This window comes from Bifidobacterium sp. UTCIF-39, assembly GCF_006408715.1.
GTDB classification, from domain to species: domain Bacteria; phylum Actinomycetota; class Actinomycetes; order Actinomycetales; family Bifidobacteriaceae; genus Galliscardovia; species Galliscardovia tissieri.
This window is the reverse complement of sequence record NZ_JEOG01000008.1, coordinates 36,538-52,417: the sequence shown is the minus strand read 5'-3', so window position 1 is coordinate 52,417 and position 15,880 is coordinate 36,538. Positions and strand designations below refer to the sequence as shown.

Genomic DNA, 15,880 nt, shown 5'->3' with positions numbered 1-15,880 from the left:
GAGGGGGTCCCTCCCCGTGGGTCACCAGCCGCCGCTGGTCGTCAACGGCATGCTTGTCGGGCGGATTGCGGACGAGGGCTCGTGGTCGAGGGCGCGTCGGATCTCCTGTCTTGCCCATGCGACGCTGTGGTTCGACCGGATGCGGTTGCACCATCGATGGGCAAGACGGCAGTTGGCGAACTGGTACGGGCTGCCGCCACGTGAGACGGGTATGATCTCGTCCACCTCGGGAGAACCCGGCAGCCCCGCGGGCAGGGTCTTGTCGACGCGCCTGCCGCATAGGTGGCAGGTGTCGTAGGCGGCGAGCACCCGCGCCTGTATCTGCCGGCGTCGATGCCCGTTGGCATTGCGGGGGTTGGGTCTACTCATTGCGAACCTCGAGGAAAACATTGGAATCACTGGCGTGTCGCGGTTGTCTTGGCTTGATTAATTACCATTGCTGAGGTATGATACTTATGTAAGGACAACACAGGAAAGGAGGTGACATGGACGGTTTCTGGAACGCGATCGACGCCCTGAGCAACCTGCTCGTCGGCATCGGAACGATCATCGTCGGCATCGCGGCCTACATCGAGGCCACGAACCACCGAGATAAGTAAAGGCCGGTCCCGGATTCTCTACCTATCCGGGACCGAGCCCCACGTTCCAGAATAGTCCACGAACCCATGAGCCGAAAGACCGTCATCCCACTGGCGTGCGGGATCGCATCCCTCGCCCTCGGCGTCACCGACCATGCACTCGCGGCCGGCGTCGTCGGCCTGTGCGGCGTCGTCATCGCCATCTCCGCGGGAATGCGCCATGACAACTGAATATCTCGGTGTCACCGACGTCGCCCAGCGGCTCGGCATCACCAAGGGCGCACTGCTTAGCCTCAAACTCCCCGAGCCGGACGCGACCATCGGTCGTACGCGCGGGTGGCTTCCCGAGACGATCGACGAGTGGAACGCGAACCGTCCCGGCCGTGGTGTCGGCGGTGGCAGGCCGCGCAAGCGCCCGAAGGAATGAGTCGGCGTGCCGCATCCCCGCTGACTGCCGACGGGGATGCGGCACGTGTGAGTTGAGAGAGAGGTTGGCGATACGCAGAAACCCCGGATCCGCAAGGGATGCCGGGGTTTCATACTTATCGCTGTAGCGAGTATATCACAGGTGAGTGTCACCCTACTCCCGCTTGGAATCCAGTTTCGCCTCGGCCAGTCGTATGAGCGTGGCGACGGGGAACTCCCAATAGCCGTTCTCGAGCCGGCGGGCGGGGAGCCTGTCGCGCCTCAGCCAGTTGTTGATGTCGTCGCGGGTGACGTCGATGCCGGTCTCGCGGCTCACCCACAGGGCCGCGCCGGACGGCGTCTGCGTGGTGTGCATCGAGTCCAGTCGCCTGCGCGCCGCCCGGCGCACCGAGGGCAGGTGCAGCAGGCTGTCGCACCTCGGGCACACCTCCCATTCCTCGTCCGGCGCGGCGTGGACCATCGTCCCGCACACGTCGCACACGCCGGCCAGCCGTCGCGCCCGTGGCACGCGGTCGGTCGCCCGCTGCAGCATGCCGTTGAGCCGTACCAGACGTTCGAACCAGTCCGCCGCGTCGGGAAGCCCGGCCAGCACGCGCAGGCTCGCTGCGAGGCGTGGCAGCGCCCTAGCCCATCGGCCTCCGGGCAGTCCCGCATCGGCGCAGATCCCGTCGATCAGCCGTTCGGCCTCCGCCTCCATGTCGGCCGCGGACACGTCGATGCCCAGCGACGCGAACGCGCCCCTGCCGCCATCCCGGTCATGCAGGCGTACCTCGCGTCGGATGACCAGCTGCAGCACCGCCAGATGCCGTCGCAGGAGCGCCAGCTGACGCGCATAGGAGCGCATGCACGCCCGGCAGATCGTCCACCCGTCGGCGAGCGCGTTGGCATGGCAGATGGGGCATGTAGGGCATGCGGGGTTGGCTGGGGGAGTGGTGGTGTCGTGTTGGGTGGGGTTGGTTGGGTGTGCAGTCATGGTTGTTTCCCTCCCGTTGGTGTGTATGCTGGCTGTGGTGGTTTTCGGCTCCTGCCTTCGGGTGGGGGCTCTTTTTTCTCCCTGTTTCTCCCTGCTGAGTCTCCCTTTTTCTCCTTTCGCTTGGGGTGGCGTGCTATCGGGTTCGTGGCTGGTATCGGCGTGTGGGCCGGTCGGGGTCGTCGAGCCATATGCCGGCCCACACGCCGACCAGCGGGTATCCGGATTGGCGGGACATGTGCTGCATGTAGGCGCGGCATTGGTCGATCACGGGGCAGGACTCGCATACGGCGAGCGCGTGGCGGGCTCGTGTGCGGTTCTGCTGGGTGGGGAAGAACAGGTCCGGTGGCACGTCCCGGCATGCGGCGTGGCGCATCCAGTTCATTGTCGTGCTCTCATGCTGGCGGGTGGGAGCATCTCGTCGTACAGGGTGTTGATGATCTCGTAGCCCATGCTGATGTAGCCGGAGTACTCGCGGGTGTCGTGGATGTGTTCGCCGGCGGTGTCGATCATGGCTTGGATCTGGCTGATGACGTGGTCATACGCCTGGTTGCGTTGGGTGATGTTGATCATGCTGGCTCCTCTGCTGGTGGGCGATGGTGTACGCGATCTCGATGCGCGGGGTGAAGGGCAGCAGGAGGCTGATCTGGTCGACGGTCAGTCCCCTCCTGTGATAGCGGATGATGGCCCGCAGGGTTTTCTGGCTGGTCATGGTTCGAGGTACGGGTTCTCGTAGAGGTCCACTCTGGTGGCGTTCGCGGATGCCCGGACCGCGTTCATGCCGTAGACGACGCCCTCGGCCCACGCCTGGGCCATGATCCGCCGGTCATGCTCCGTTGGAGCGTTCTCGATCGTCTGACTGGTCATGACTCCTCCTCAACGGTGAGATACGGGTTGGAACGGATGCTCGTATCAGGGTCCGACACCCCATGCAGATACCATTCCTCGGCATGCGCCTGACCTTGCTCCCACCCCTCGGCCCACGCGTTCGCCGCAACCAGCCGCGCATACTCCACCAGCCACCGGTCAAACCGGCAACGACGCAGATCAATATCGTCCGGATCCGACGCGAACGCACGACTGTAGTCATGCCGAACCGACTCGATGGTCACCGGCTCCGGCTGTGTCGTGAAAACACTCATAGCACCTCCCCGGCAATGTCACCCGTCTCGACAAGCGGCGAGACATCGGTCTCAACACCCGCGCTCGCATACACGGCATCGGCGAGCGCCTCCACATCCTCGCTCGTATACGTGTCATCCAGCCAATGGTCCGGCACGATGGCCAGACCAAGCCGATCAAGCTGGTCCTGCAACGCGTCCATGAGCTGACGGCGAGTGAATATCCTGGCGGTCAACACGTCACCCATCACTCCTCCTCCCTTGGATACACGGCCTCCAACAGTTCGACGTTCACGTGCTTCCACCCGGCCATTTCAAGCCGACGCCGAGCCTCCTCCAACGACGTGTCATTCAGGTTCTTCGCCGAGAACACCACACGAATCCGATCCATCACACCACCTCAACCTTCGAAACCGTCTCCAAGCGGGACGCGCGAACCAGATCCGCGATCATCTCCGGAGTCGGCCGCACCCAATCCGCATACACATGCGACTCCGACTCCGTCTGATACCGAACCACGTAATGCGCCGTATCCTGCAAAAACTCCCTGTCCACAGGCTTACGCCCGGTGATCACGATCCTCATCGATCCTCCTCCTTCTGCCGGCGCTCGCATTCGTCGATCGCCTGGTCCAGCTGGTCGGCGAGCGCTTCGGCCTGTTCCTGGGTGAGCCGGTAGGTGGTCAGTTGGCGGGCTTTGGGCCCATGCTCGCTGGTCAGGTCGGTTTTCAGTAGGACGCAGCCGCCGTGGGCGCTGGCCTGGGCTTTGACTTTCAGTTGCATCGTTGTTCCTTTCGTCGTTCGGCTCGTTTGCGGTTGATCTCGTCGCGGTGAGCGTGATAGTAGGCCATCGCTCGCGTGCGGAGCTCCTCGCGATGCTCCTCACGCCATCGGCGCTGGTTTTCGCGCATCCGCTGCCGGTTGCGTTCCCTCCACGCGCGGGCCGTGGCGAGGACACGCTCGTGGTTGCGATGCCGCCATTCGCGCTTGTACTGGCGGTCCTCGAGCTGGTGGCGGTGCCGGTATGCGTGCCTGTAGCAGGGTTTGCACAGTCCGCTGGCGATACGGTTGCCGATCTGGGTGCCGCAGGTCACGCACTGGCCCCTGTGGCGTTTCAGGCAGGTGCGGCACAGTCCGGACAGGTTGTCCGTCGGGGTGCCGCATCCGGTGCACAGGCGGACATGGGGTTGGCGCATCCGTTCGATCAGGGCCCAGTCGGCGTCGGTCAGTTCGTCGTACACGATGCCTCCTTGTGGGATCCCAGAGGGCCGTTGAGGATCGCGGCCCTGCATAGCCGGTAGCGTTCCACCTCCATGGTCAGGCAGTGCTCGCTCCTGTGGTCCGTGGTCCCGGCCTGGCTGATGATCAGATCCCCGACGGGACGGTTGAGATCCTGGATGAGCGCGCACAGGGACTGCACGTCCATCTGCCGGTAGTCCAGCAGGCGCATCGTGCCCGGAGTCAGTCTGGTCAGCCAGCGTACGTCGAACTGGACGTTCCAGCCCGCCGGGCGCAGTCGCGCCTCCTGTGCCTGCTCGGCCACGAACCGGTCGAACCTGCGGCGCGTCTCGACCCACTGGGCATCCACCGGGTCGGCGGCGTCGACCGCGGCGAGCAGCCCGTTGGCCGAATGCGTGCGATCCGCCCACGCGGACAGGCCCTGCCGGAAACTCTCCCACGCGTAGGGGCGGCAGATCGCATGAAACCGTGCCAGCACCCGGCCGGCGTCCATGCCAGTGACCCACGCGCTGATCTCCAGCACACGATCCGTCCTCGGATCCACGCCCGTGGTCTCGATATCCAGCCACAGCAGACGCAGCGGCCTCTCATCGTTGACATTCATCAAGATTGTCCTTTCTAGGCGATCTGTTCGAGCTCGTCCGGCGCCCTGCACCCCATCAGCACCGCGAGCGCCTCCTGGGGTTCGAGTCCCTCGTTGAGCTGGTCGGCGAGGTACTGGCGTGCCTGGGAGAGCTGGCTGCTGCCGAAGCGTCCCTGGACGCGGTCGGTGCTGAACAGGTGTTCGACCGGTCGGATCAGGGTGGTGACGTGCTGACAGCCTGGCGTGTGCCGGTGCGTGCCGCTGGTGTGGCGGGCCGGGATCGGTGTGGGCTTGGCTGGTTCGAGCCGGGGTTGTTTGCGGGGCTGGGGGTCTCGGGTGTCTCGGGCGTGCTGGGCCTGGAGCGTGCTCCAGTTGCGGTCCAGTGCGGTGAGGCTGCGGATGGTGGACTGCCACCAGTCGTGCGTGACTGCCCAGCGTGCCAGTGCCTGGATGGTGTCCGTGTCGGCCCGGTCGAGCAGTCGGCGTGCGGCCTGCAGTTCCCTGCGGCGGGATTTCGCGTTGCCGTCGATGTGGTGGGCCTCGAGCAGGCTGGTCATCCAGTCGGCGAGCGCGGTGTCCGGTTTCGTGGTTTGGTTTTTGGCGGGCGGGTTCTCCCCGGCAGGGGAGATGTCCCCGTAGGGGACAGAAGGGTTATTACGTACTAGGGATGTAGTGTCTGTCACTGGTGACACCTGGGTGGTGTCATGGGTGACAGGGGGTTTTTGGGTGGAACCGGGTGTCGTTTTGACAGTGGGTTTCGTGGAACCTCCTGTCGTTTTGACACCGGGTTTGCGGTTGGAACCACCTGTCTTTCTGACACCGGGTTTCGTGGGGCGTCCGCCCTTGGCCGTGTCCGGATCATCCTTCAGCGACAGCCTGCGTGCCCGTGTCATGACCAGATCCCACACCACCGGGCGGTGGAACTCGTCGTAATGGTCCACGAGCCGCGGATCGCCCCTACGGATCAGCCCCTCGTCCTCCAGATACCTCAACGCCCTACGCACCGTGGACTCGCTCATCTCCAGCCACTCCACCAGCTTCGAGACCGTGGGATGCGCGTCACGCCCCTCGTCATCCACGAGATTCGCGAGCGCGATCAACACCAGTCGTGCCGCCTGATTACGGCCCACGGGGGCCTTGCGCAGCGCCCAGTCGATCGCTCCGACGCTCATGATGCCTCCTCCCTGCCGCCCTCGTCGTCGAGCAGCAGCATGACGAAACGGTCCCCGACCCTGTACCGGACCGGGATCAGGGCCGGATCGTCCCATCCATGGACGAGCCAGCCCTGCTCATACGATTCGGCCGGATGCGCGTGCACCCAGCCATGACAGCCCGTCGACCCCGATCCGCACAGCAGGATCAGGTTCGACGGGCGGTTCAGCAGATTCGGTTGCGGCTGCTGGCTACGCAGCTGACGGTGATGCCGGCTGCCACCGACCGAATACAGGGAGACGCCGCACCTGGCGCACGACCACAGGTCACGCTCGTCCACCACCTGTTTCAACCGTTCAGAGGGTTCCCTGCGCATGATCGGACACCTCCCTCCACGCCTGCTCGCGCAACAGCATCACCTGATCGCGTGTCACACGCAGTTCGTCGAGGATCCGCCCCACCTGGTGCATCACGTCGATCGGCAGCTGCAGGTCCGTCAGCCGGCCGATCTGCTCGCTCTCCGTGGCCAGTACCGCCGACACATGGTCGAGCATGCCCACGCCCACGGCCAGACGATCCACCCGGCGTCTCATGGTCCTGCGTTCACTCGGTGTCATCGCACGCCCCCACCTCGGTCTCGTCCCAGCCGTGACGCTCCCAGTAGCGGCGCGCCAGCTCCTGGTTCCTCAGACAGCGGGCGGAATGCTCGTGCCCGTCATCATCACGCCGCTTTTCGAGCGTGCCCAGGATCACCGGGACCGCCATGCGTCGGGCCATGCCGACGGTCAACGCGCGCACAAGGATCAGGGGCATCACACGCACCCCGTCCACACGCACGTCGAACGTGGCATGCAGCAGCAGGTGACGCTCGACGTGCGCATACACGCTCACCTTCCTCATGATTCGCCTCCCAGCACCGATGCCAGCTCTCCCAGATCCTCCGGGGTGAGCATCAGATCGATACGCCGGTTACGGCCCACGTTCCAGGCCACGTACTCCACATCCTCCATGTGGACGACCGACTGGCCGCCCTCGGTAGCAACCGCCACTCTCACCTGTCTTCTCCTCCCATCTCGATCATCGAGTTCAGAATGTCGATCGCCTCACGGATCCACCCGTTACCGGCGATCAGCTCCGCACGCGCCAACGCGAGCGGAGCCCCATGACGGCCCTTGCGGTCGAGGTCACGGCCCAGACGACGGATGATGCTCCTCGCAACATCCCCTGCCGGCCCGGGACGGAGCGTGCCGTCAGCCTTGCGCGCCTGCACGTCCCCGAGATCCCGGACCGCCTCACGCACCAGGTCACGCTCCCAGTCCACCAGCCGTCGTGTCTTCTTCTCCTGCATCAGAACTCGGGCTCCCCGTCAGACGCGCCATACGTGGCCGGGGACGCCCACGGCTCCTGACTGTCGGACTGCCGGTTACGCGCAGCGCCGGCGAAACCACCCTGATAGCCAGCAGGCTGAGCCTCCTGCGGCTGCTGCTGGGGTTTGGGGTTACGCTCGCACACCGCGATCTGCGTGGACAGGTCAGGGCCGATCGCGATCACCCGCAGCTCGATGCTCGTACGCGGGGAACCGTCATTGCCCGTGTAGTCATGCTGGTTCAGATACCCCTGCGCGACCACACGCTGCCCCTTGGCCAGGGACTGCACGATATTCGTCGCCATCATGCGCTTCGCACCATCCCACGCGCTGCACCGCAGGAACGTGGTCTCCCCGTCCTGCCACTGGCCCGAACGCGAGTCGTACCGGCTCGGCGTCACCGCTATCGTGAAGTTCGCGACCGTGCCGCCGGACGGGATCGTGCGGATCTCCGGATCCGCGGTCAGATTGCCCACCACGCAGGTGATGATGTCATTCGCCATGTTTTTCCTTTCCTAGAGTCGTTCCCTCGACCAGGCGACCAGCCACGCGCACGTCAACAGCACAAGACCCTGCAGGATCCCGTACCCGTCCACCTCGTGCACCGCCGTCAGCAGCCGTGTAAGCCCCAGCAGCGCGAACACCGTCACGGGCACCAGCAGCCGCCGACGCAACCTGTCACGGGTCCTCCTGTCCCGGCGCATCACGCCTCCCAGCCCAGCGCGCGCAGGATCCGGTCCGCGTCCATGAACGCCAGGGCCACGCCCACCGCGCATGTCAGGACCATGCAGCCCGTGCCAGGCCATCCGCCCAGCAGGACCGCGCCCAGAAACAGACAGGCAAGCAGGACCAGCCCGCTGACAGTGATGATCTTGTTCACTTTCTTGTCCTTTCAACGTCCGTTGACGATCTGACGACGGGTCCTCCGGCACGTCCCGTCACGGAAGGCGATGACCTCCTCCGGCGCGTACACGAGCCGTGAGCCCACCCTGCGGGGAATGGGGGGCTTGTCCAGATACGCCCAGTTGTAAAGGGTCTTGACCTTCAAGCCCAGGAATGCCGCTGTGCGCTGGATATCCCAGCCATCCGCGGGAATCGTAGTGTTCGCCATGATGACGATCCTTTCAAGTAGCGGGTGCCGGCGTCTGGTAGCCGCCGGCACCCTATCCGGTAGATGCATTCACAACCCCCGGCAAGCCGGGGAAGAACTGATATTGATATGGAGGTCAGCCGCCGTAGCTACGGGAGATGCCGCCCTCCTTCGGTGCGTACAGTTCGGGCAGTGACGTGACGTCCAGTCCCAGGCAGCCCAATACCAGGACCGCCTCGTCGAACCGGAGACAACGCTCTCCCTTTTCGATGGCCCATACCGTCGCCGCCGACCACTTGAACCCGCGGTCTCGCATCCTCGCCGCCAGACCGGCCTGCGAACAGACCGGGTTCCGCAGGCGAAGGAGATTCTCCCCCACACGCTGCGCGGACACGTCCACCCCGTCGGCGGGGGAGGCGCCCATCGACGCGAGACGACGAAGTCTCGCCGTCACGGACTCCAATTCCACCGCCAGACCACGCAGATCATCGAACCCGCTCATCACTCCGCCTCCCTGTCCGTGAGCAGGCGGTTGATGATGCTCTTGATGTTGCGCATGTCCGTCTTGGTCAAACGGAACAGGCCAAACGCCCTGGCCTCGCCGTTACCGGCACCGCGCTCATCCACGAGACACAGGCATGCAACGAACGGATAACCACCGGACTCCGCGTCGGGCCGGCGATACACCGTCACGGACGTCCGGTTATCCATCTCATACGACCAACCATCCTCAATAAGCCTGATCTGACCGCTCATCACTCCGCCTCCTTGCCGGCGAGCGCGGAGGCCTCAGCGAGCGCGATGATTTTGGATAGGGGCATTTTGACGACATGGGCAACTCTGGTTAGTTCATCGAAGGTGAAAACGCCGCCGTTGATCTTGCGGTTCAGCGTGTTTCGGGGGATGCCTGCGAAGGTTGCCAGATCCTCTTGTGTCATGTTGTTTGAACAGAGGATCTGCTTCAACGCGGCACCAAGCTGTGCCGAAGTGGGCTCATTATGTTCCATGTGGCACGTATTACGCCCTAATGGAGCGTAGTCAAATCGCGCGCGTCCCATTTGGGACGTGTTGAGTGTCGATTAGTGCTATCGTGTCCCATATGGCAACAGGACGAAAGACCCCGACAGTGGAATCCAAGGCGCTGTCAATAGCGATTAAACGAGCTATGGCAACTAGAGAGTTGAAAACTCCAGGGCTGGCAAAGGAAGCGGGGATTCCCTATGGGACTCTCCGCAAAATCCTCGAGCTCAACACGGTGGCGGATTATGAGCAATTGCGCAAGATCGCAATTGCCCTACGGATGCCACTGTCTGAAATCGTGTCAGACGCTGAAAGACTCTCTCTGGACCCTGGGATCGTCGAGGACTACATGGACTCATCGGTGTCAGGTGATGCTCGTGTTGAGGAGGCGTTGGCTCGTGTCCGTGCCCTCAGCGCCGGCCGGCAGGACATGGGCCTTGCCGCCCTGCACGACCCCCACAAGCTCGACCCCGACGACAACGAAGCCGCCTGACCATCACGACCACACATGAGCAGGAGGTACAGCTCATGAACCCACTCCCCATCACCCCCGGCATGGACTACGACCGCATCCTCGACGCCATAACAAGCCTGCACCCACACCTCAGAATCGACCAGGTCGAACTACCCGACGACCTCGCCGGAGCCTGCTGCCCAAACATCGACGTCATCCTCATCGACCAGAACCAGACCGACACCCGCAAGAAATGCGCCCTCGTCCACGAACTCGTCCACTACCAGCACGGAGACGACACCAGCCACGGATGGGCCGCAGCCAAGGCCGAAAACCGCTGCCGCAGAAAAACCGCGCTACTCCTCATCAACCCCATCGAATACGCCACCGCCGAGCAAATGTACGACGGAGACATATGGCGCATCAGCCACGAACTCGGCGTCACCACCCAGGTCATCCACGACTACCAGCACATCCTGCGGGAGACACATATACCGCTACGGGCGTAGCTATTGTTCCTTTTTGCCGAAAAGTGACAATAGAAGTAGAATTCTGGCAACTCTTTTGATTCAAAAACACTGAAAGGGGTCATATGCAATACAAAAGCATCCGGCAGATGACGCATATGAGCCGGTCCACGGAACCCCCAAAAACCATCGCCGAACACGAATACCAGCAACGGCTGGAGGGATGGAGCACATTCCGGTCAGGCATCGTCCTGCGCGGACACGAGGTATTCGTCGTCAATTTCCGGGAGCTCGCCACCATCCTCGACCGCGTCCGCGAACAGGAAAACATGGTGAACGCCCTCTGGAACGATCTGCCTCCCATCGCCCGACGCGCCTACATCATGGACCTCATCGGCGCCGAAATGCAGAGCACCAACAGCATCGAAGGCGTTCGGTCCACCCGCAAGGAGATCAGCGACGCACTCGAGACCGCCATGGCGAACGGCCCCCACAAACGGTTCAGCGAATTCGCCAAACTATTCCTCGCACTCAGCGACAACGATCCCGAACACCTCGCCCTCCCGCATAGTCTGGAGGACATCCGTTCCATCTACGATCAGGTGGTCTCCGGCGAACTGGACGACAACGACAAGCCGGACGGGGACCTGTTCCGCAACGGGCCGGTGTACATCGACGACGAGGCCTCAGGACGGCGCATCCACACGGGCATCACCCCGGAATCCGAGATCAAGGTGCTGCTCACCCAATGGCTCGCCTTCACCGGCAACCGGGACGTCCCACCGCTGCTTCGGGCCACGATGTGCCATTTCGCATTCGAGTACATCCACCCGTTCTACGACGGCAACGGGAGGACCGGACGATTCCTGTTCGCCCTGCAGCTCAGACGACACCTGAGCGTGCCCACCGCCATCAGCCTCAGCCCCGTGATCTCGGACGGCAAGGACCGCTACTACAAAGCGTTCGAGGATGCGCAGCACCCGTTGAACTGCTGCGATGCGAGCCTGTTCTCCTACCGGATGATGAAATTCGTAGCCGACGCACAGAACCGTATCATCGACGACCTGTCTGAGAAGCACGGTGCGTTTTCCCGCGCCAAGACCGTGCTGTACGAGATCGGACGGGAACGAGGCTGGACCGATGACCAGATCGACATCGTCGGCGTACTCATCCAGGAGGAACTCTTCGGAGTGCCCCCACACCGGGTCACCCGTCCACAACTACAGGAAGGATTGCGGTTCGGTCGCAAACGCGTGAACGCGGCACTGGAGCCATTGGCCGCCAATGGCATCATGTCGACGGAGGGCGTGCGCCCGGTCTGGTATTCACTCGGCGACGACACACGAAGGAGGCTGCTGAACGAGAACTGAACAAACGAAAAGGTCCCGCGTGCTACCAACACGCGGGACCAAACGCCGGCGAGCGCTACCAACACTTGCACGGCTTTGAAACAGCATCTACCAGATTTCAGAAGGCCGTTCCGGGCTCAATTCTACCGCGGGACGGGGAATGGAGCGTTTTCATGGCGAACATCAGCAGGTACGAGACCGCGAAGGGCGTGCGATGGAGGGTCCGGTATCGGAAGCCGGACGGCACGCAGACGGACAAGCGTGGGTTCAGGCGGAAGCTCGACGCGGAGACGTGGGCGGCGAAGCATGTCACCGTGGCGAAGGCGGAAGGCACGTTCATTGACCCCCAGGCCGGAAGGATCACTGTGGGGGAGTTGGCTGACGCGTGGCTGGACAAGAAGCGCATGAGCGTCAAGCCCAGCTATTATGACGATCTCGAGGGCGCATGGCATCGGTGGGTGGAACCCGCGTGGGGGGACGTCCCAGTGTCCATGGTGTCCAGGGAGCAGGCGCAGCAGTGGGTCACCACGATCAGCCGGGGACGGGTAGGCGAGGACAACGGGAAACGGATCGTGATCGAGAAGCCGAAAAGCGCGAGCGTGGTGCTCCGGGCGCATGGCGTGCTGGCAGGGATCCTTGATGATGCGGTGGCGGACCGGAGGATCCACGACAATCCCGTCCGCAAGCTCGAACTGCCACGCAAGGTGAAACGCGGCCACACGTATCTGAACGCATGGCAATTGGATTCACTGGGCATGCAATGCGAGGGACAGCGGCGCACGCTCATTCTTACGCTGGGGTTGACGGGGATGAGATGGGGGGAGTGCATCGGCCTGACCGTCGGCGACATCGACTTCGATCATCGGCGTATCAGTGTGGACAAGAGCGCCACCCAGGTGCAGAGGCACATCATCGTCGGCACGCCGAAGACCTGGGAGATCCGCAGCATCACGTATCCCATCCAATTGGAGAAGCTATTGCGATTGCAATGCCAGGGCAAGCCCGATCATGCGCTGGTGTTCGAGGATCCCTCCACGGTGGATGGGTACGTGCATCAGCCGCATAGTCCGAAGGCGGGAGACAATTGGTTCTCGCGTGCGTGCGATGCCGCCGAGGTGCCCAGGATGACGATCCATGACCTGCGTCATACCGCGGCGTCGCTGCTGGTCAGCGCGGGAGCGAACGTCAAGGCGGTCCAGCATCAGCTCGGTCATAAGTCCGCGGCGATGACCCTGGATGTGTATGCGGATCTCTTCGATGATGATCTGGATTCGCTGGGCGAGGAGCTCGGACGGATGCTGGTTCGCGGCAATGTGGGCAAAATGTGGGCAGACGGGGTATCGAGAGCAGCGTGACTCGTTGCGGCAGTAGATGGGAGCGGTGATTGCGCCTGCGGGTTCAAATCCCGCCGGTCCGACCAGAAGGCCCGGAATCTCAATGATTCCGGGCCTTGTTTTTCCGTGAGAAATCAGTTTTGGACACGATTGGACACAATGGCCTTCGCATCCTTGGACCTAGGTTGCTCCCGACCGCGCACGGTTCCTCAGTCAACGTGACGACGCGTGGCAGGTTACTGGTTCGAGATGGCCTTATAAATCTCGCGTCTTATAAAGAACATCACGACGCAGTAGCGGGTAGGCATGCGGACAGACTCTCTATGGGTCGTTTTCTGAATGGATTGTTAATATGCATGGGTTGCTATATATCGCGGCTGATTTGGAATGGAGTTGCAAGGAGGAGATGACCATGGCGCTGACATGGCTGATGCTGTTCGGGGCTATTTTCAGTGAGGCGGCAGCCACGTTGTCGTTGCGCGCATCGGAGGGGTTCAGCAAACTTGCCTGGGTGGTTCCAGTGGTGTTTGGGTACGGCTTCTGCTTCTTCCTGCTCGCGAAGGTGCTGGACCGCGGCATGCCGACCGCGCTGGCGTATGGCGTGTGGTCGTGCGTCGGCATCATCGCCACCGCGATCATCGCGCATTTCGCCTTCCGCGACCCGTTGAACTGGCGCATGTGGCTGGGCATGATGATCATGATCGTTGGCATCGTCGTGTTGCAGTGGGGCAGTCACACGGCCGTTGAATAGACCGCGAATGACTTTTCAATGTTCGATGTCGCGATGATTGCGGGAGGCCCGGATTCCTAAGACGGCCAGGCGAGTAGCCTGTAGGGGGTGAAGGATTGAATCCGGGGTCGATCAGAAAGGGTGATTCGCGATGATCGTTGACCAGCGTATAGATGACGGCACGCCGTTCGACTGGGGGAGGACGTCGGCCGATTACGCGAAATACCGTGATATCTACCCGCCGGAGTTCTATCGGATGGTCCTCGACCGAGGTCTGTGTCGGGACGGCCAGCATATACTCGATCTGGGCACCGGCACCGGCGTGCTGCCGCGCAATATGATTCGGTACGGTGCCACATGGGTCGGCACCGACATTTCCGCCGAACAGATCAGGCAGGCCCGCTATTTGTCCGAAGGCATGAGCGGCATCGAATACCGGGTGTCCTCAGCGGAAGATGTCGATTTCCCGGACGGTTCGTTTGATGTGGCTACGGCATGCCAGTGCTTCTGGTACTTCAACCATGAAACCGTATGCCACAAGCTGCGTGATCTGCTCAAACCGGGCGGACGGTTCCTTGTGCTGGTCATGGAGTGGCTACCGTTCGAGGACATGATCGCCGGCGAGAGCGAACGGCTCGTGCTCAAGTACAGTCCGCATTGGAGCGGCGCGGGGGAGCGGATGCACCCGATCGAGATCCCGGACTGCTATCGTTCCGGTTTCGAGCTTATTCATCACGAGGAGCACAAGCTGAAAGTGCCGTTCACCCGGGAAAGCTGGAACGGGCGGATGAAAGCCTGCCGCGGCATCGGGGCATCGCTTGATCCGGAACAGATCATCGCATGGGAGCACGAGCATATGGCGATGCTTGAACGTATCGCCCCGAAACGGTTCGACATACTGCACTACGCAGCCATGGCCGAACTCAAACGAATCTGAAATCCTCCAGCTGGTTTTTCGGTCGTTGTACATGAATGTGTACAACGCCCCCCGTTATTGGATACGCCGAGCCGGATACGGTTTCATGAGGGTACGGAGGAAATGCCACCAAACAAGACGAACACGAGCGGAACTGGCACCAGCGCCTATGCGAGCGCTGGAGGCCGCACGGTGCCACCGCTGAGAAAACCCTGGTATGGCATCGGGTTCAAGGACGCTTCCCGTCGTTTCTGGAAAAAGGCTCTCGTGATGCGGGGACGGGCATCGCGCGGAATACTGGTGGGCGATGCCGCTGTGTCTTCTCATCGAAGCCGTCGTCATGCTGGTGACGCAAGCCGGGGATGCGATCATCTGGCATGACGCCAGCGGAGATGGCCCTCTATCCACATGGGTGGTTTTCATCGTGGAATTGGTGCTTCTGGTACCGACTGTGACGATCGGCGTACGCCGTCTGCACGATGAGAACCTCAACGGATGGTGGATATTGCTGCCGTTGGCATTCCTTCTGGCGTTCATGGTGATCGGTGCCGTCTCGATCTCTGATCCCAACCGGATCATGGTGGCCGGGCTGCTCGTCTCGCTCCTGATGGGAGCAGCGTATCTGGCCAGCCAGATCGTACTGTTCGTACTGCCTGCCAATCCCAGGGGATCCCGGTTCGACAACTCGCGAAACAGGCAGTGAAATGACCCGGATGACTGACCCTCAGCCACCCCGTACTATGGGTTCCGCATCTTTGAGCGACCACCCGGCCACATGGTGGCATGAGCTGACTTTCCCCGTCAAGGTATGGCTATTCGCCGCGGTGATATGGCTGGCCTCGCTACTGGCATTCCACCCCGAATCAGTCCTCGATGCCATCACTGCACTGGTACTGCTAGCTGTCATCACACTCCTGCCACGGTACCCACACATCACCATCGCGGGAAAACCCTGTGCGCAACCCCAACGGCAGTTGAACGGCAAGCATCTTTTTTGACAACCGATGCCCCCTTATTTGCTTTTGTCCTATAAAATGGAATTCCGTGTCCAAACGAAAGGGGAACCGTGTCCAACGATTCATTTAG

The 15,880-nt window shown here is 62.3% G+C and carries 33 protein-coding genes and 1 pseudogene; 9 read left to right on the top strand and 25 right to left on the bottom strand.

Annotation, left to right across the window (positions count from 1 at the left end; all coding sequences use genetic code 11):
- Nucleotides 1-21: 21 nt before the first annotated feature.
- On the bottom strand, nucleotides 22-369 hold the full coding sequence (locus EP30_RS05240) for an HNH endonuclease (RefSeq protein WP_140556768.1): 348 nt from the start codon (nucleotides 367-369) through the stop codon (nucleotides 22-24).
- 296 nt (nucleotides 370-665) lie between these two features.
- On the opposite strand from EP30_RS05240, the gene EP30_RS10895 reads away from it, so the two are divergent.
- Nucleotides 666-809: a hypothetical protein gene (locus EP30_RS10895; protein ID WP_181160804.1), complete on the top strand. Its 144-nt coding sequence runs from the start codon at nucleotides 666-668 to the stop codon at nucleotides 807-809.
- Entirely contained in the window at nucleotides 799-1,005 is a 207-nt protein-coding gene (locus tag EP30_RS05235; protein ID WP_140556766.1) for a hypothetical protein, read from the top strand. Before EP30_RS10895 ends, EP30_RS05235 begins: the two co-directional genes overlap by 11 nt.
- 153 nt (nucleotides 1,006-1,158) lie before the next feature.
- Here the strand turns inward: EP30_RS05235 and EP30_RS05230 are convergent, their stop codons facing one another.
- The 24 genes from EP30_RS05230 to EP30_RS05140 all read right to left on the bottom strand — a co-directional run bounded on the left by EP30_RS05230 (nucleotide 1,159) and on the right by EP30_RS05140 (nucleotide 9,531).
- Nucleotides 1,159-1,977, bottom strand: a complete 819-nt coding sequence (locus EP30_RS05230) for a hypothetical protein (protein ID WP_140556764.1) — start codon at nucleotides 1,975-1,977, stop codon at nucleotides 1,159-1,161.
- A gap of 133 nt (nucleotides 1,978-2,110) precedes the next feature.
- Nucleotides 2,111-2,359: a WhiB family transcriptional regulator gene (locus tag EP30_RS05225; RefSeq protein ID WP_140556761.1), complete on the bottom strand. Its 249-nt coding sequence runs from the start codon at nucleotides 2,357-2,359 to the stop codon at nucleotides 2,111-2,113.
- Nucleotides 2,356-2,547: a hypothetical protein gene (locus tag EP30_RS05220; protein ID WP_140556759.1), complete on the bottom strand. Its 192-nt coding sequence runs from the start codon at nucleotides 2,545-2,547 to the stop codon at nucleotides 2,356-2,358. The genes EP30_RS05225 and EP30_RS05220 overlap by 4 nt, the downstream gene beginning before the upstream one ends.
- Nucleotides 2,513-2,686 carry a hypothetical protein gene (locus EP30_RS10890; RefSeq protein WP_181160803.1) on the bottom strand — a complete coding sequence of 58 codons (174 nt, stop codon included), beginning with the start codon at nucleotides 2,684-2,686 and terminating at the stop codon, nucleotides 2,513-2,515. Before EP30_RS10890 ends, EP30_RS05220 begins: the two co-directional genes overlap by 35 nt.
- A complete protein-coding gene (locus EP30_RS10885; protein WP_181160802.1) occupies nucleotides 2,683-2,841 on the bottom strand; it encodes a hypothetical protein in 159 nt (52 codons plus the stop codon). The genes EP30_RS10890 and EP30_RS10885 overlap by 4 nt, the downstream gene beginning before the upstream one ends.
- Nucleotides 2,838-3,116, bottom strand: a complete 279-nt coding sequence (locus EP30_RS05215; protein ID WP_140556757.1) for a hypothetical protein — start codon at nucleotides 3,114-3,116, stop codon at nucleotides 2,838-2,840. The genes EP30_RS10885 and EP30_RS05215 overlap by 4 nt, the downstream gene beginning before the upstream one ends.
- Complete coding sequence (locus tag EP30_RS05210; RefSeq protein ID WP_140556755.1) at nucleotides 3,113-3,343, bottom strand: hypothetical protein; 231 nt, start codon at nucleotides 3,341-3,343, stop codon at nucleotides 3,113-3,115. The genes EP30_RS05215 and EP30_RS05210 overlap by 4 nt, the downstream gene beginning before the upstream one ends.
- Nucleotides 3,343-3,486: a hypothetical protein gene (locus EP30_RS10880; protein ID WP_181160801.1), complete on the bottom strand. Its 144-nt coding sequence runs from the start codon at nucleotides 3,484-3,486 to the stop codon at nucleotides 3,343-3,345. Before EP30_RS10880 ends, EP30_RS05210 begins: the two co-directional genes overlap by 1 nt.
- Nucleotides 3,486-3,680, bottom strand: a complete 195-nt coding sequence (locus EP30_RS05205; protein ID WP_140556753.1) for a hypothetical protein — start codon at nucleotides 3,678-3,680, stop codon at nucleotides 3,486-3,488. The genes EP30_RS10880 and EP30_RS05205 overlap by 1 nt, the downstream gene beginning before the upstream one ends.
- Entirely contained in the window at nucleotides 3,677-3,877 is a 201-nt protein-coding gene (locus EP30_RS05200; RefSeq protein ID WP_140556750.1) for a hypothetical protein, read from the bottom strand. Before EP30_RS05200 ends, EP30_RS05205 begins: the two co-directional genes overlap by 4 nt.
- A complete protein-coding gene (locus tag EP30_RS05195) occupies nucleotides 3,868-4,335 on the bottom strand; it encodes a hypothetical protein (RefSeq protein WP_140556748.1) in 468 nt (155 codons plus the stop codon). Before EP30_RS05195 ends, EP30_RS05200 begins: the two co-directional genes overlap by 10 nt.
- Nucleotides 4,320-4,937 (bottom strand): exonuclease domain-containing protein, encoded by a 618-nt coding sequence (locus EP30_RS05190; protein WP_140556745.1) that lies wholly within the window; start codon nucleotides 4,935-4,937, stop codon nucleotides 4,320-4,322. The genes EP30_RS05195 and EP30_RS05190 overlap by 16 nt, the downstream gene beginning before the upstream one ends.
- Nucleotides 4,938-4,951: 14 nt before the next feature.
- Nucleotides 4,952-6,088, bottom strand: a complete 1,137-nt coding sequence (locus tag EP30_RS05185; RefSeq protein WP_181160800.1) for a helix-turn-helix domain-containing protein — start codon at nucleotides 6,086-6,088, stop codon at nucleotides 4,952-4,954.
- Nucleotides 6,085-6,444 carry a hypothetical protein gene (locus tag EP30_RS05180; protein ID WP_140556740.1) on the bottom strand — a complete coding sequence of 120 codons (360 nt, stop codon included), beginning with the start codon at nucleotides 6,442-6,444 and terminating at the stop codon, nucleotides 6,085-6,087. Before EP30_RS05180 ends, EP30_RS05185 begins: the two co-directional genes overlap by 4 nt.
- On the bottom strand, nucleotides 6,425-6,661 hold the full coding sequence (locus tag EP30_RS05175; RefSeq protein WP_140556738.1) for a hypothetical protein: 237 nt from the start codon (nucleotides 6,659-6,661) through the stop codon (nucleotides 6,425-6,427). The genes EP30_RS05180 and EP30_RS05175 overlap by 20 nt, the downstream gene beginning before the upstream one ends.
- Before the next feature lie 10 nt (nucleotides 6,662-6,671).
- The gene (locus EP30_RS05170) at nucleotides 6,672-6,968 is read right to left on the bottom strand and encodes a hypothetical protein (RefSeq protein ID WP_140556736.1); all 297 of its coding nucleotides are present in this window, start codon (nucleotides 6,966-6,968) and stop codon (nucleotides 6,672-6,674) included.
- Nucleotides 6,965-7,117: a hypothetical protein gene (locus EP30_RS10875; RefSeq protein WP_181160799.1), complete on the bottom strand. Its 153-nt coding sequence runs from the start codon at nucleotides 7,115-7,117 to the stop codon at nucleotides 6,965-6,967. The genes EP30_RS05170 and EP30_RS10875 overlap by 4 nt, the downstream gene beginning before the upstream one ends.
- A gap of 2 nt (nucleotides 7,118-7,119) precedes the next feature.
- A complete protein-coding gene (locus EP30_RS05165) occupies nucleotides 7,120-7,416 on the bottom strand; it encodes a hypothetical protein (protein ID WP_140556734.1) in 297 nt (98 codons plus the stop codon).
- The gene (ssb, locus tag EP30_RS05160) at nucleotides 7,416-7,937 is read right to left on the bottom strand and encodes a single-stranded DNA-binding protein (protein ID WP_140556732.1); all 522 of its coding nucleotides are present in this window, start codon (nucleotides 7,935-7,937) and stop codon (nucleotides 7,416-7,418) included. Before ssb ends, EP30_RS05165 begins: the two co-directional genes overlap by 1 nt.
- Before the next feature lie 200 nt (nucleotides 7,938-8,137).
- Nucleotides 8,138-8,314 (bottom strand): hypothetical protein, encoded by a 177-nt coding sequence (locus EP30_RS10870; protein ID WP_181160798.1) that lies wholly within the window; start codon nucleotides 8,312-8,314, stop codon nucleotides 8,138-8,140.
- Nucleotides 8,315-8,326: 12 nt separating this feature from the next.
- The gene (locus tag EP30_RS05155; RefSeq protein WP_140556730.1) at nucleotides 8,327-8,545 is read right to left on the bottom strand and encodes a helix-turn-helix domain-containing protein; all 219 of its coding nucleotides are present in this window, start codon (nucleotides 8,543-8,545) and stop codon (nucleotides 8,327-8,329) included.
- Nucleotides 8,546-8,660: 115 nt separating this feature from the next.
- Nucleotides 8,661-9,026 (bottom strand): hypothetical protein, encoded by a 366-nt coding sequence (locus EP30_RS05150; protein WP_140556728.1) that lies wholly within the window; start codon nucleotides 9,024-9,026, stop codon nucleotides 8,661-8,663.
- Complete coding sequence (locus EP30_RS05145) at nucleotides 9,026-9,280, bottom strand: hypothetical protein (RefSeq protein WP_140556726.1); 255 nt, start codon at nucleotides 9,278-9,280, stop codon at nucleotides 9,026-9,028. The genes EP30_RS05150 and EP30_RS05145 overlap by 1 nt, the downstream gene beginning before the upstream one ends.
- Entirely contained in the window at nucleotides 9,280-9,531 is a 252-nt protein-coding gene (locus EP30_RS05140; protein WP_258185376.1) for a helix-turn-helix transcriptional regulator, read from the bottom strand. Before EP30_RS05140 ends, EP30_RS05145 begins: the two co-directional genes overlap by 1 nt.
- Nucleotides 9,532-9,689: 158 nt before the next feature.
- On the opposite strand from EP30_RS05140, the gene EP30_RS05135 reads away from it, so the two are divergent.
- The 7 genes and pseudogenes from EP30_RS05135 to EP30_RS05105 all read left to right on the top strand — a co-directional run.
- The gene (locus EP30_RS05135; protein WP_258185375.1) at nucleotides 9,690-10,037 is read left to right on the top strand and encodes a hypothetical protein; all 348 of its coding nucleotides are present in this window, start codon (nucleotides 9,690-9,692) and stop codon (nucleotides 10,035-10,037) included.
- A gap of 35 nt (nucleotides 10,038-10,072) precedes the next feature.
- Nucleotides 10,073-10,507 carry an ImmA/IrrE family metallo-endopeptidase gene (locus EP30_RS05130; RefSeq protein WP_140556722.1) on the top strand — a complete coding sequence of 145 codons (435 nt, stop codon included), beginning with the start codon at nucleotides 10,073-10,075 and terminating at the stop codon, nucleotides 10,505-10,507.
- An 83-nt stretch (nucleotides 10,508-10,590) separates the two neighbouring features.
- A complete protein-coding gene (locus EP30_RS05125) occupies nucleotides 10,591-11,835 on the top strand; it encodes a Fic family protein (protein WP_140556719.1) in 1,245 nt (414 codons plus the stop codon).
- A gap of 152 nt (nucleotides 11,836-11,987) precedes the next feature.
- On the top strand, nucleotides 11,988-13,169 hold the full coding sequence (locus EP30_RS05120; protein ID WP_140556717.1) for a site-specific integrase: 1,182 nt from the start codon (nucleotides 11,988-11,990) through the stop codon (nucleotides 13,167-13,169).
- A 385-nt stretch (nucleotides 13,170-13,554) separates the two neighbouring features.
- Nucleotides 13,555-13,899, top strand: coding sequence for a multidrug efflux SMR transporter (locus EP30_RS05115; protein WP_219846793.1), 345 nt, complete (start codon nucleotides 13,555-13,557; stop codon nucleotides 13,897-13,899).
- A 130-nt stretch (nucleotides 13,900-14,029) separates the two neighbouring features.
- Nucleotides 14,030-14,815: a class I SAM-dependent methyltransferase gene (locus EP30_RS05110; protein ID WP_140556715.1), complete on the top strand. Its 786-nt coding sequence runs from the start codon at nucleotides 14,030-14,032 to the stop codon at nucleotides 14,813-14,815.
- 274 nt (nucleotides 14,816-15,089) lie between these two features.
- Nucleotides 15,090-15,497 (top strand): annotated as a pseudogene (locus EP30_RS05105) (DUF805 domain-containing protein); the annotation flags it as partial.
- Nucleotides 15,498-15,880 lie beyond the last annotated feature (383 nt).

Bases quoted from the DNA above. Each gene is read 5' to 3' on its own strand.
- EP30_RS05210 (WP_140556755.1), bottom strand. From the start codon at position 3,343: ATGGGTGACGTGTTGACCGCCAGGATATTCACTCGCCGTCAGCTCATG.
- EP30_RS05135 (WP_258185375.1), top strand. From the start codon at position 9,690: ATGGCAACTAGAGAGTTGAAAACTCCAGGGCTGGCAAAGGAAGCGGGG.
- EP30_RS05165 (WP_140556734.1), bottom strand. From the start codon at position 7,416: ATGCAGGAGAAGAAGACACGACGGCTGGTGGACTGGGAGCGTGACCTG.
- EP30_RS05150 (WP_140556728.1), bottom strand. From the start codon at position 9,026: ATGAGCGGGTTCGATGATCTGCGTGGTCTGGCGGTGGAATTGGAGTCC.
- EP30_RS05145 (WP_140556726.1), bottom strand. From the start codon at position 9,280: ATGAGCGGTCAGATCAGGCTTATTGAGGATGGTTGGTCGTATGAGATG.
- EP30_RS05115 (WP_219846793.1), top strand. From the start codon at position 13,555: ATGACCATGGCGCTGACATGGCTGATGCTGTTCGGGGCTATTTTCAGT.
- EP30_RS05240 (WP_140556768.1), bottom strand. From the start codon at position 369: ATGAGTAGACCCAACCCCCGCAATGCCAACGGGCATCGACGCCGGCAG.
- EP30_RS05155 (WP_140556730.1), bottom strand. From the start codon at position 8,545: ATGGCGAACACTACGATTCCCGCGGATGGCTGGGATATCCAGCGCACA.
- EP30_RS05125 (WP_140556719.1), top strand. From the start codon at position 10,591: ATGCAATACAAAAGCATCCGGCAGATGACGCATATGAGCCGGTCCACG.
- EP30_RS05200 (WP_140556750.1), bottom strand. From the start codon at position 3,877: ATGCAACTGAAAGTCAAAGCCCAGGCCAGCGCCCACGGCGGCTGCGTC.
- EP30_RS05140 (WP_258185376.1), bottom strand. From the start codon at position 9,531: ATGGAACATAATGAGCCCACTTCGGCACAGCTTGGTGCCGCGTTGAAG.
- EP30_RS05180 (WP_140556740.1), bottom strand. From the start codon at position 6,444: ATGCGCAGGGAACCCTCTGAACGGTTGAAACAGGTGGTGGACGAGCGT.
- EP30_RS05220 (WP_140556759.1), bottom strand. From the start codon at position 2,547: ATGATCAACATCACCCAACGCAACCAGGCGTATGACCACGTCATCAGC.
- EP30_RS05120 (WP_140556717.1), top strand. From the start codon at position 11,988: ATGGCGAACATCAGCAGGTACGAGACCGCGAAGGGCGTGCGATGGAGG.
- EP30_RS05185 (WP_181160800.1), bottom strand. From the start codon at position 6,088: ATGAGCGTCGGAGCGATCGACTGGGCGCTGCGCAAGGCCCCCGTGGGC.
- EP30_RS05215 (WP_140556757.1), bottom strand. From the start codon at position 3,116: ATGAGTGTTTTCACGACACAGCCGGAGCCGGTGACCATCGAGTCGGTT.
- EP30_RS05205 (WP_140556753.1), bottom strand. From the start codon at position 3,680: ATGAGGATCGTGATCACCGGGCGTAAGCCTGTGGACAGGGAGTTTTTG.
- EP30_RS05190 (WP_140556745.1), bottom strand. From the start codon at position 4,937: ATGAATGTCAACGATGAGAGGCCGCTGCGTCTGCTGTGGCTGGATATC.
- EP30_RS10880 (WP_181160801.1), bottom strand. From the start codon at position 3,486: ATGGATCGGATTCGTGTGGTGTTCTCGGCGAAGAACCTGAATGACACG.
- EP30_RS05170 (WP_140556736.1), bottom strand. From the start codon at position 6,968: ATGAGGAAGGTGAGCGTGTATGCGCACGTCGAGCGTCACCTGCTGCTG.
- EP30_RS05175 (WP_140556738.1), bottom strand. From the start codon at position 6,661: ATGAGACGCCGGGTGGATCGTCTGGCCGTGGGCGTGGGCATGCTCGAC.
- EP30_RS05230 (WP_140556764.1), bottom strand. From the start codon at position 1,977: ATGACTGCACACCCAACCAACCCCACCCAACACGACACCACCACTCCC.
- EP30_RS10895 (WP_181160804.1), top strand. From the start codon at position 666: ATGAGCCGAAAGACCGTCATCCCACTGGCGTGCGGGATCGCATCCCTC.
- ssb (WP_140556732.1), bottom strand. From the start codon at position 7,937: ATGGCGAATGACATCATCACCTGCGTGGTGGGCAATCTGACCGCGGAT.
- EP30_RS05225 (WP_140556761.1), bottom strand. From the start codon at position 2,359: ATGAACTGGATGCGCCACGCCGCATGCCGGGACGTGCCACCGGACCTG.
- EP30_RS05110 (WP_140556715.1), top strand. From the start codon at position 14,030: ATGATCGTTGACCAGCGTATAGATGACGGCACGCCGTTCGACTGGGGG.
- EP30_RS05235 (WP_140556766.1), top strand. From the start codon at position 799: ATGACAACTGAATATCTCGGTGTCACCGACGTCGCCCAGCGGCTCGGC.
- EP30_RS10885 (WP_181160802.1), bottom strand. From the start codon at position 2,841: ATGACCAGTCAGACGATCGAGAACGCTCCAACGGAGCATGACCGGCGG.
- EP30_RS05130 (WP_140556722.1), top strand. From the start codon at position 10,073: ATGAACCCACTCCCCATCACCCCCGGCATGGACTACGACCGCATCCTC.
- EP30_RS10890 (WP_181160803.1), bottom strand. From the start codon at position 2,686: ATGACCAGCCAGAAAACCCTGCGGGCCATCATCCGCTATCACAGGAGG.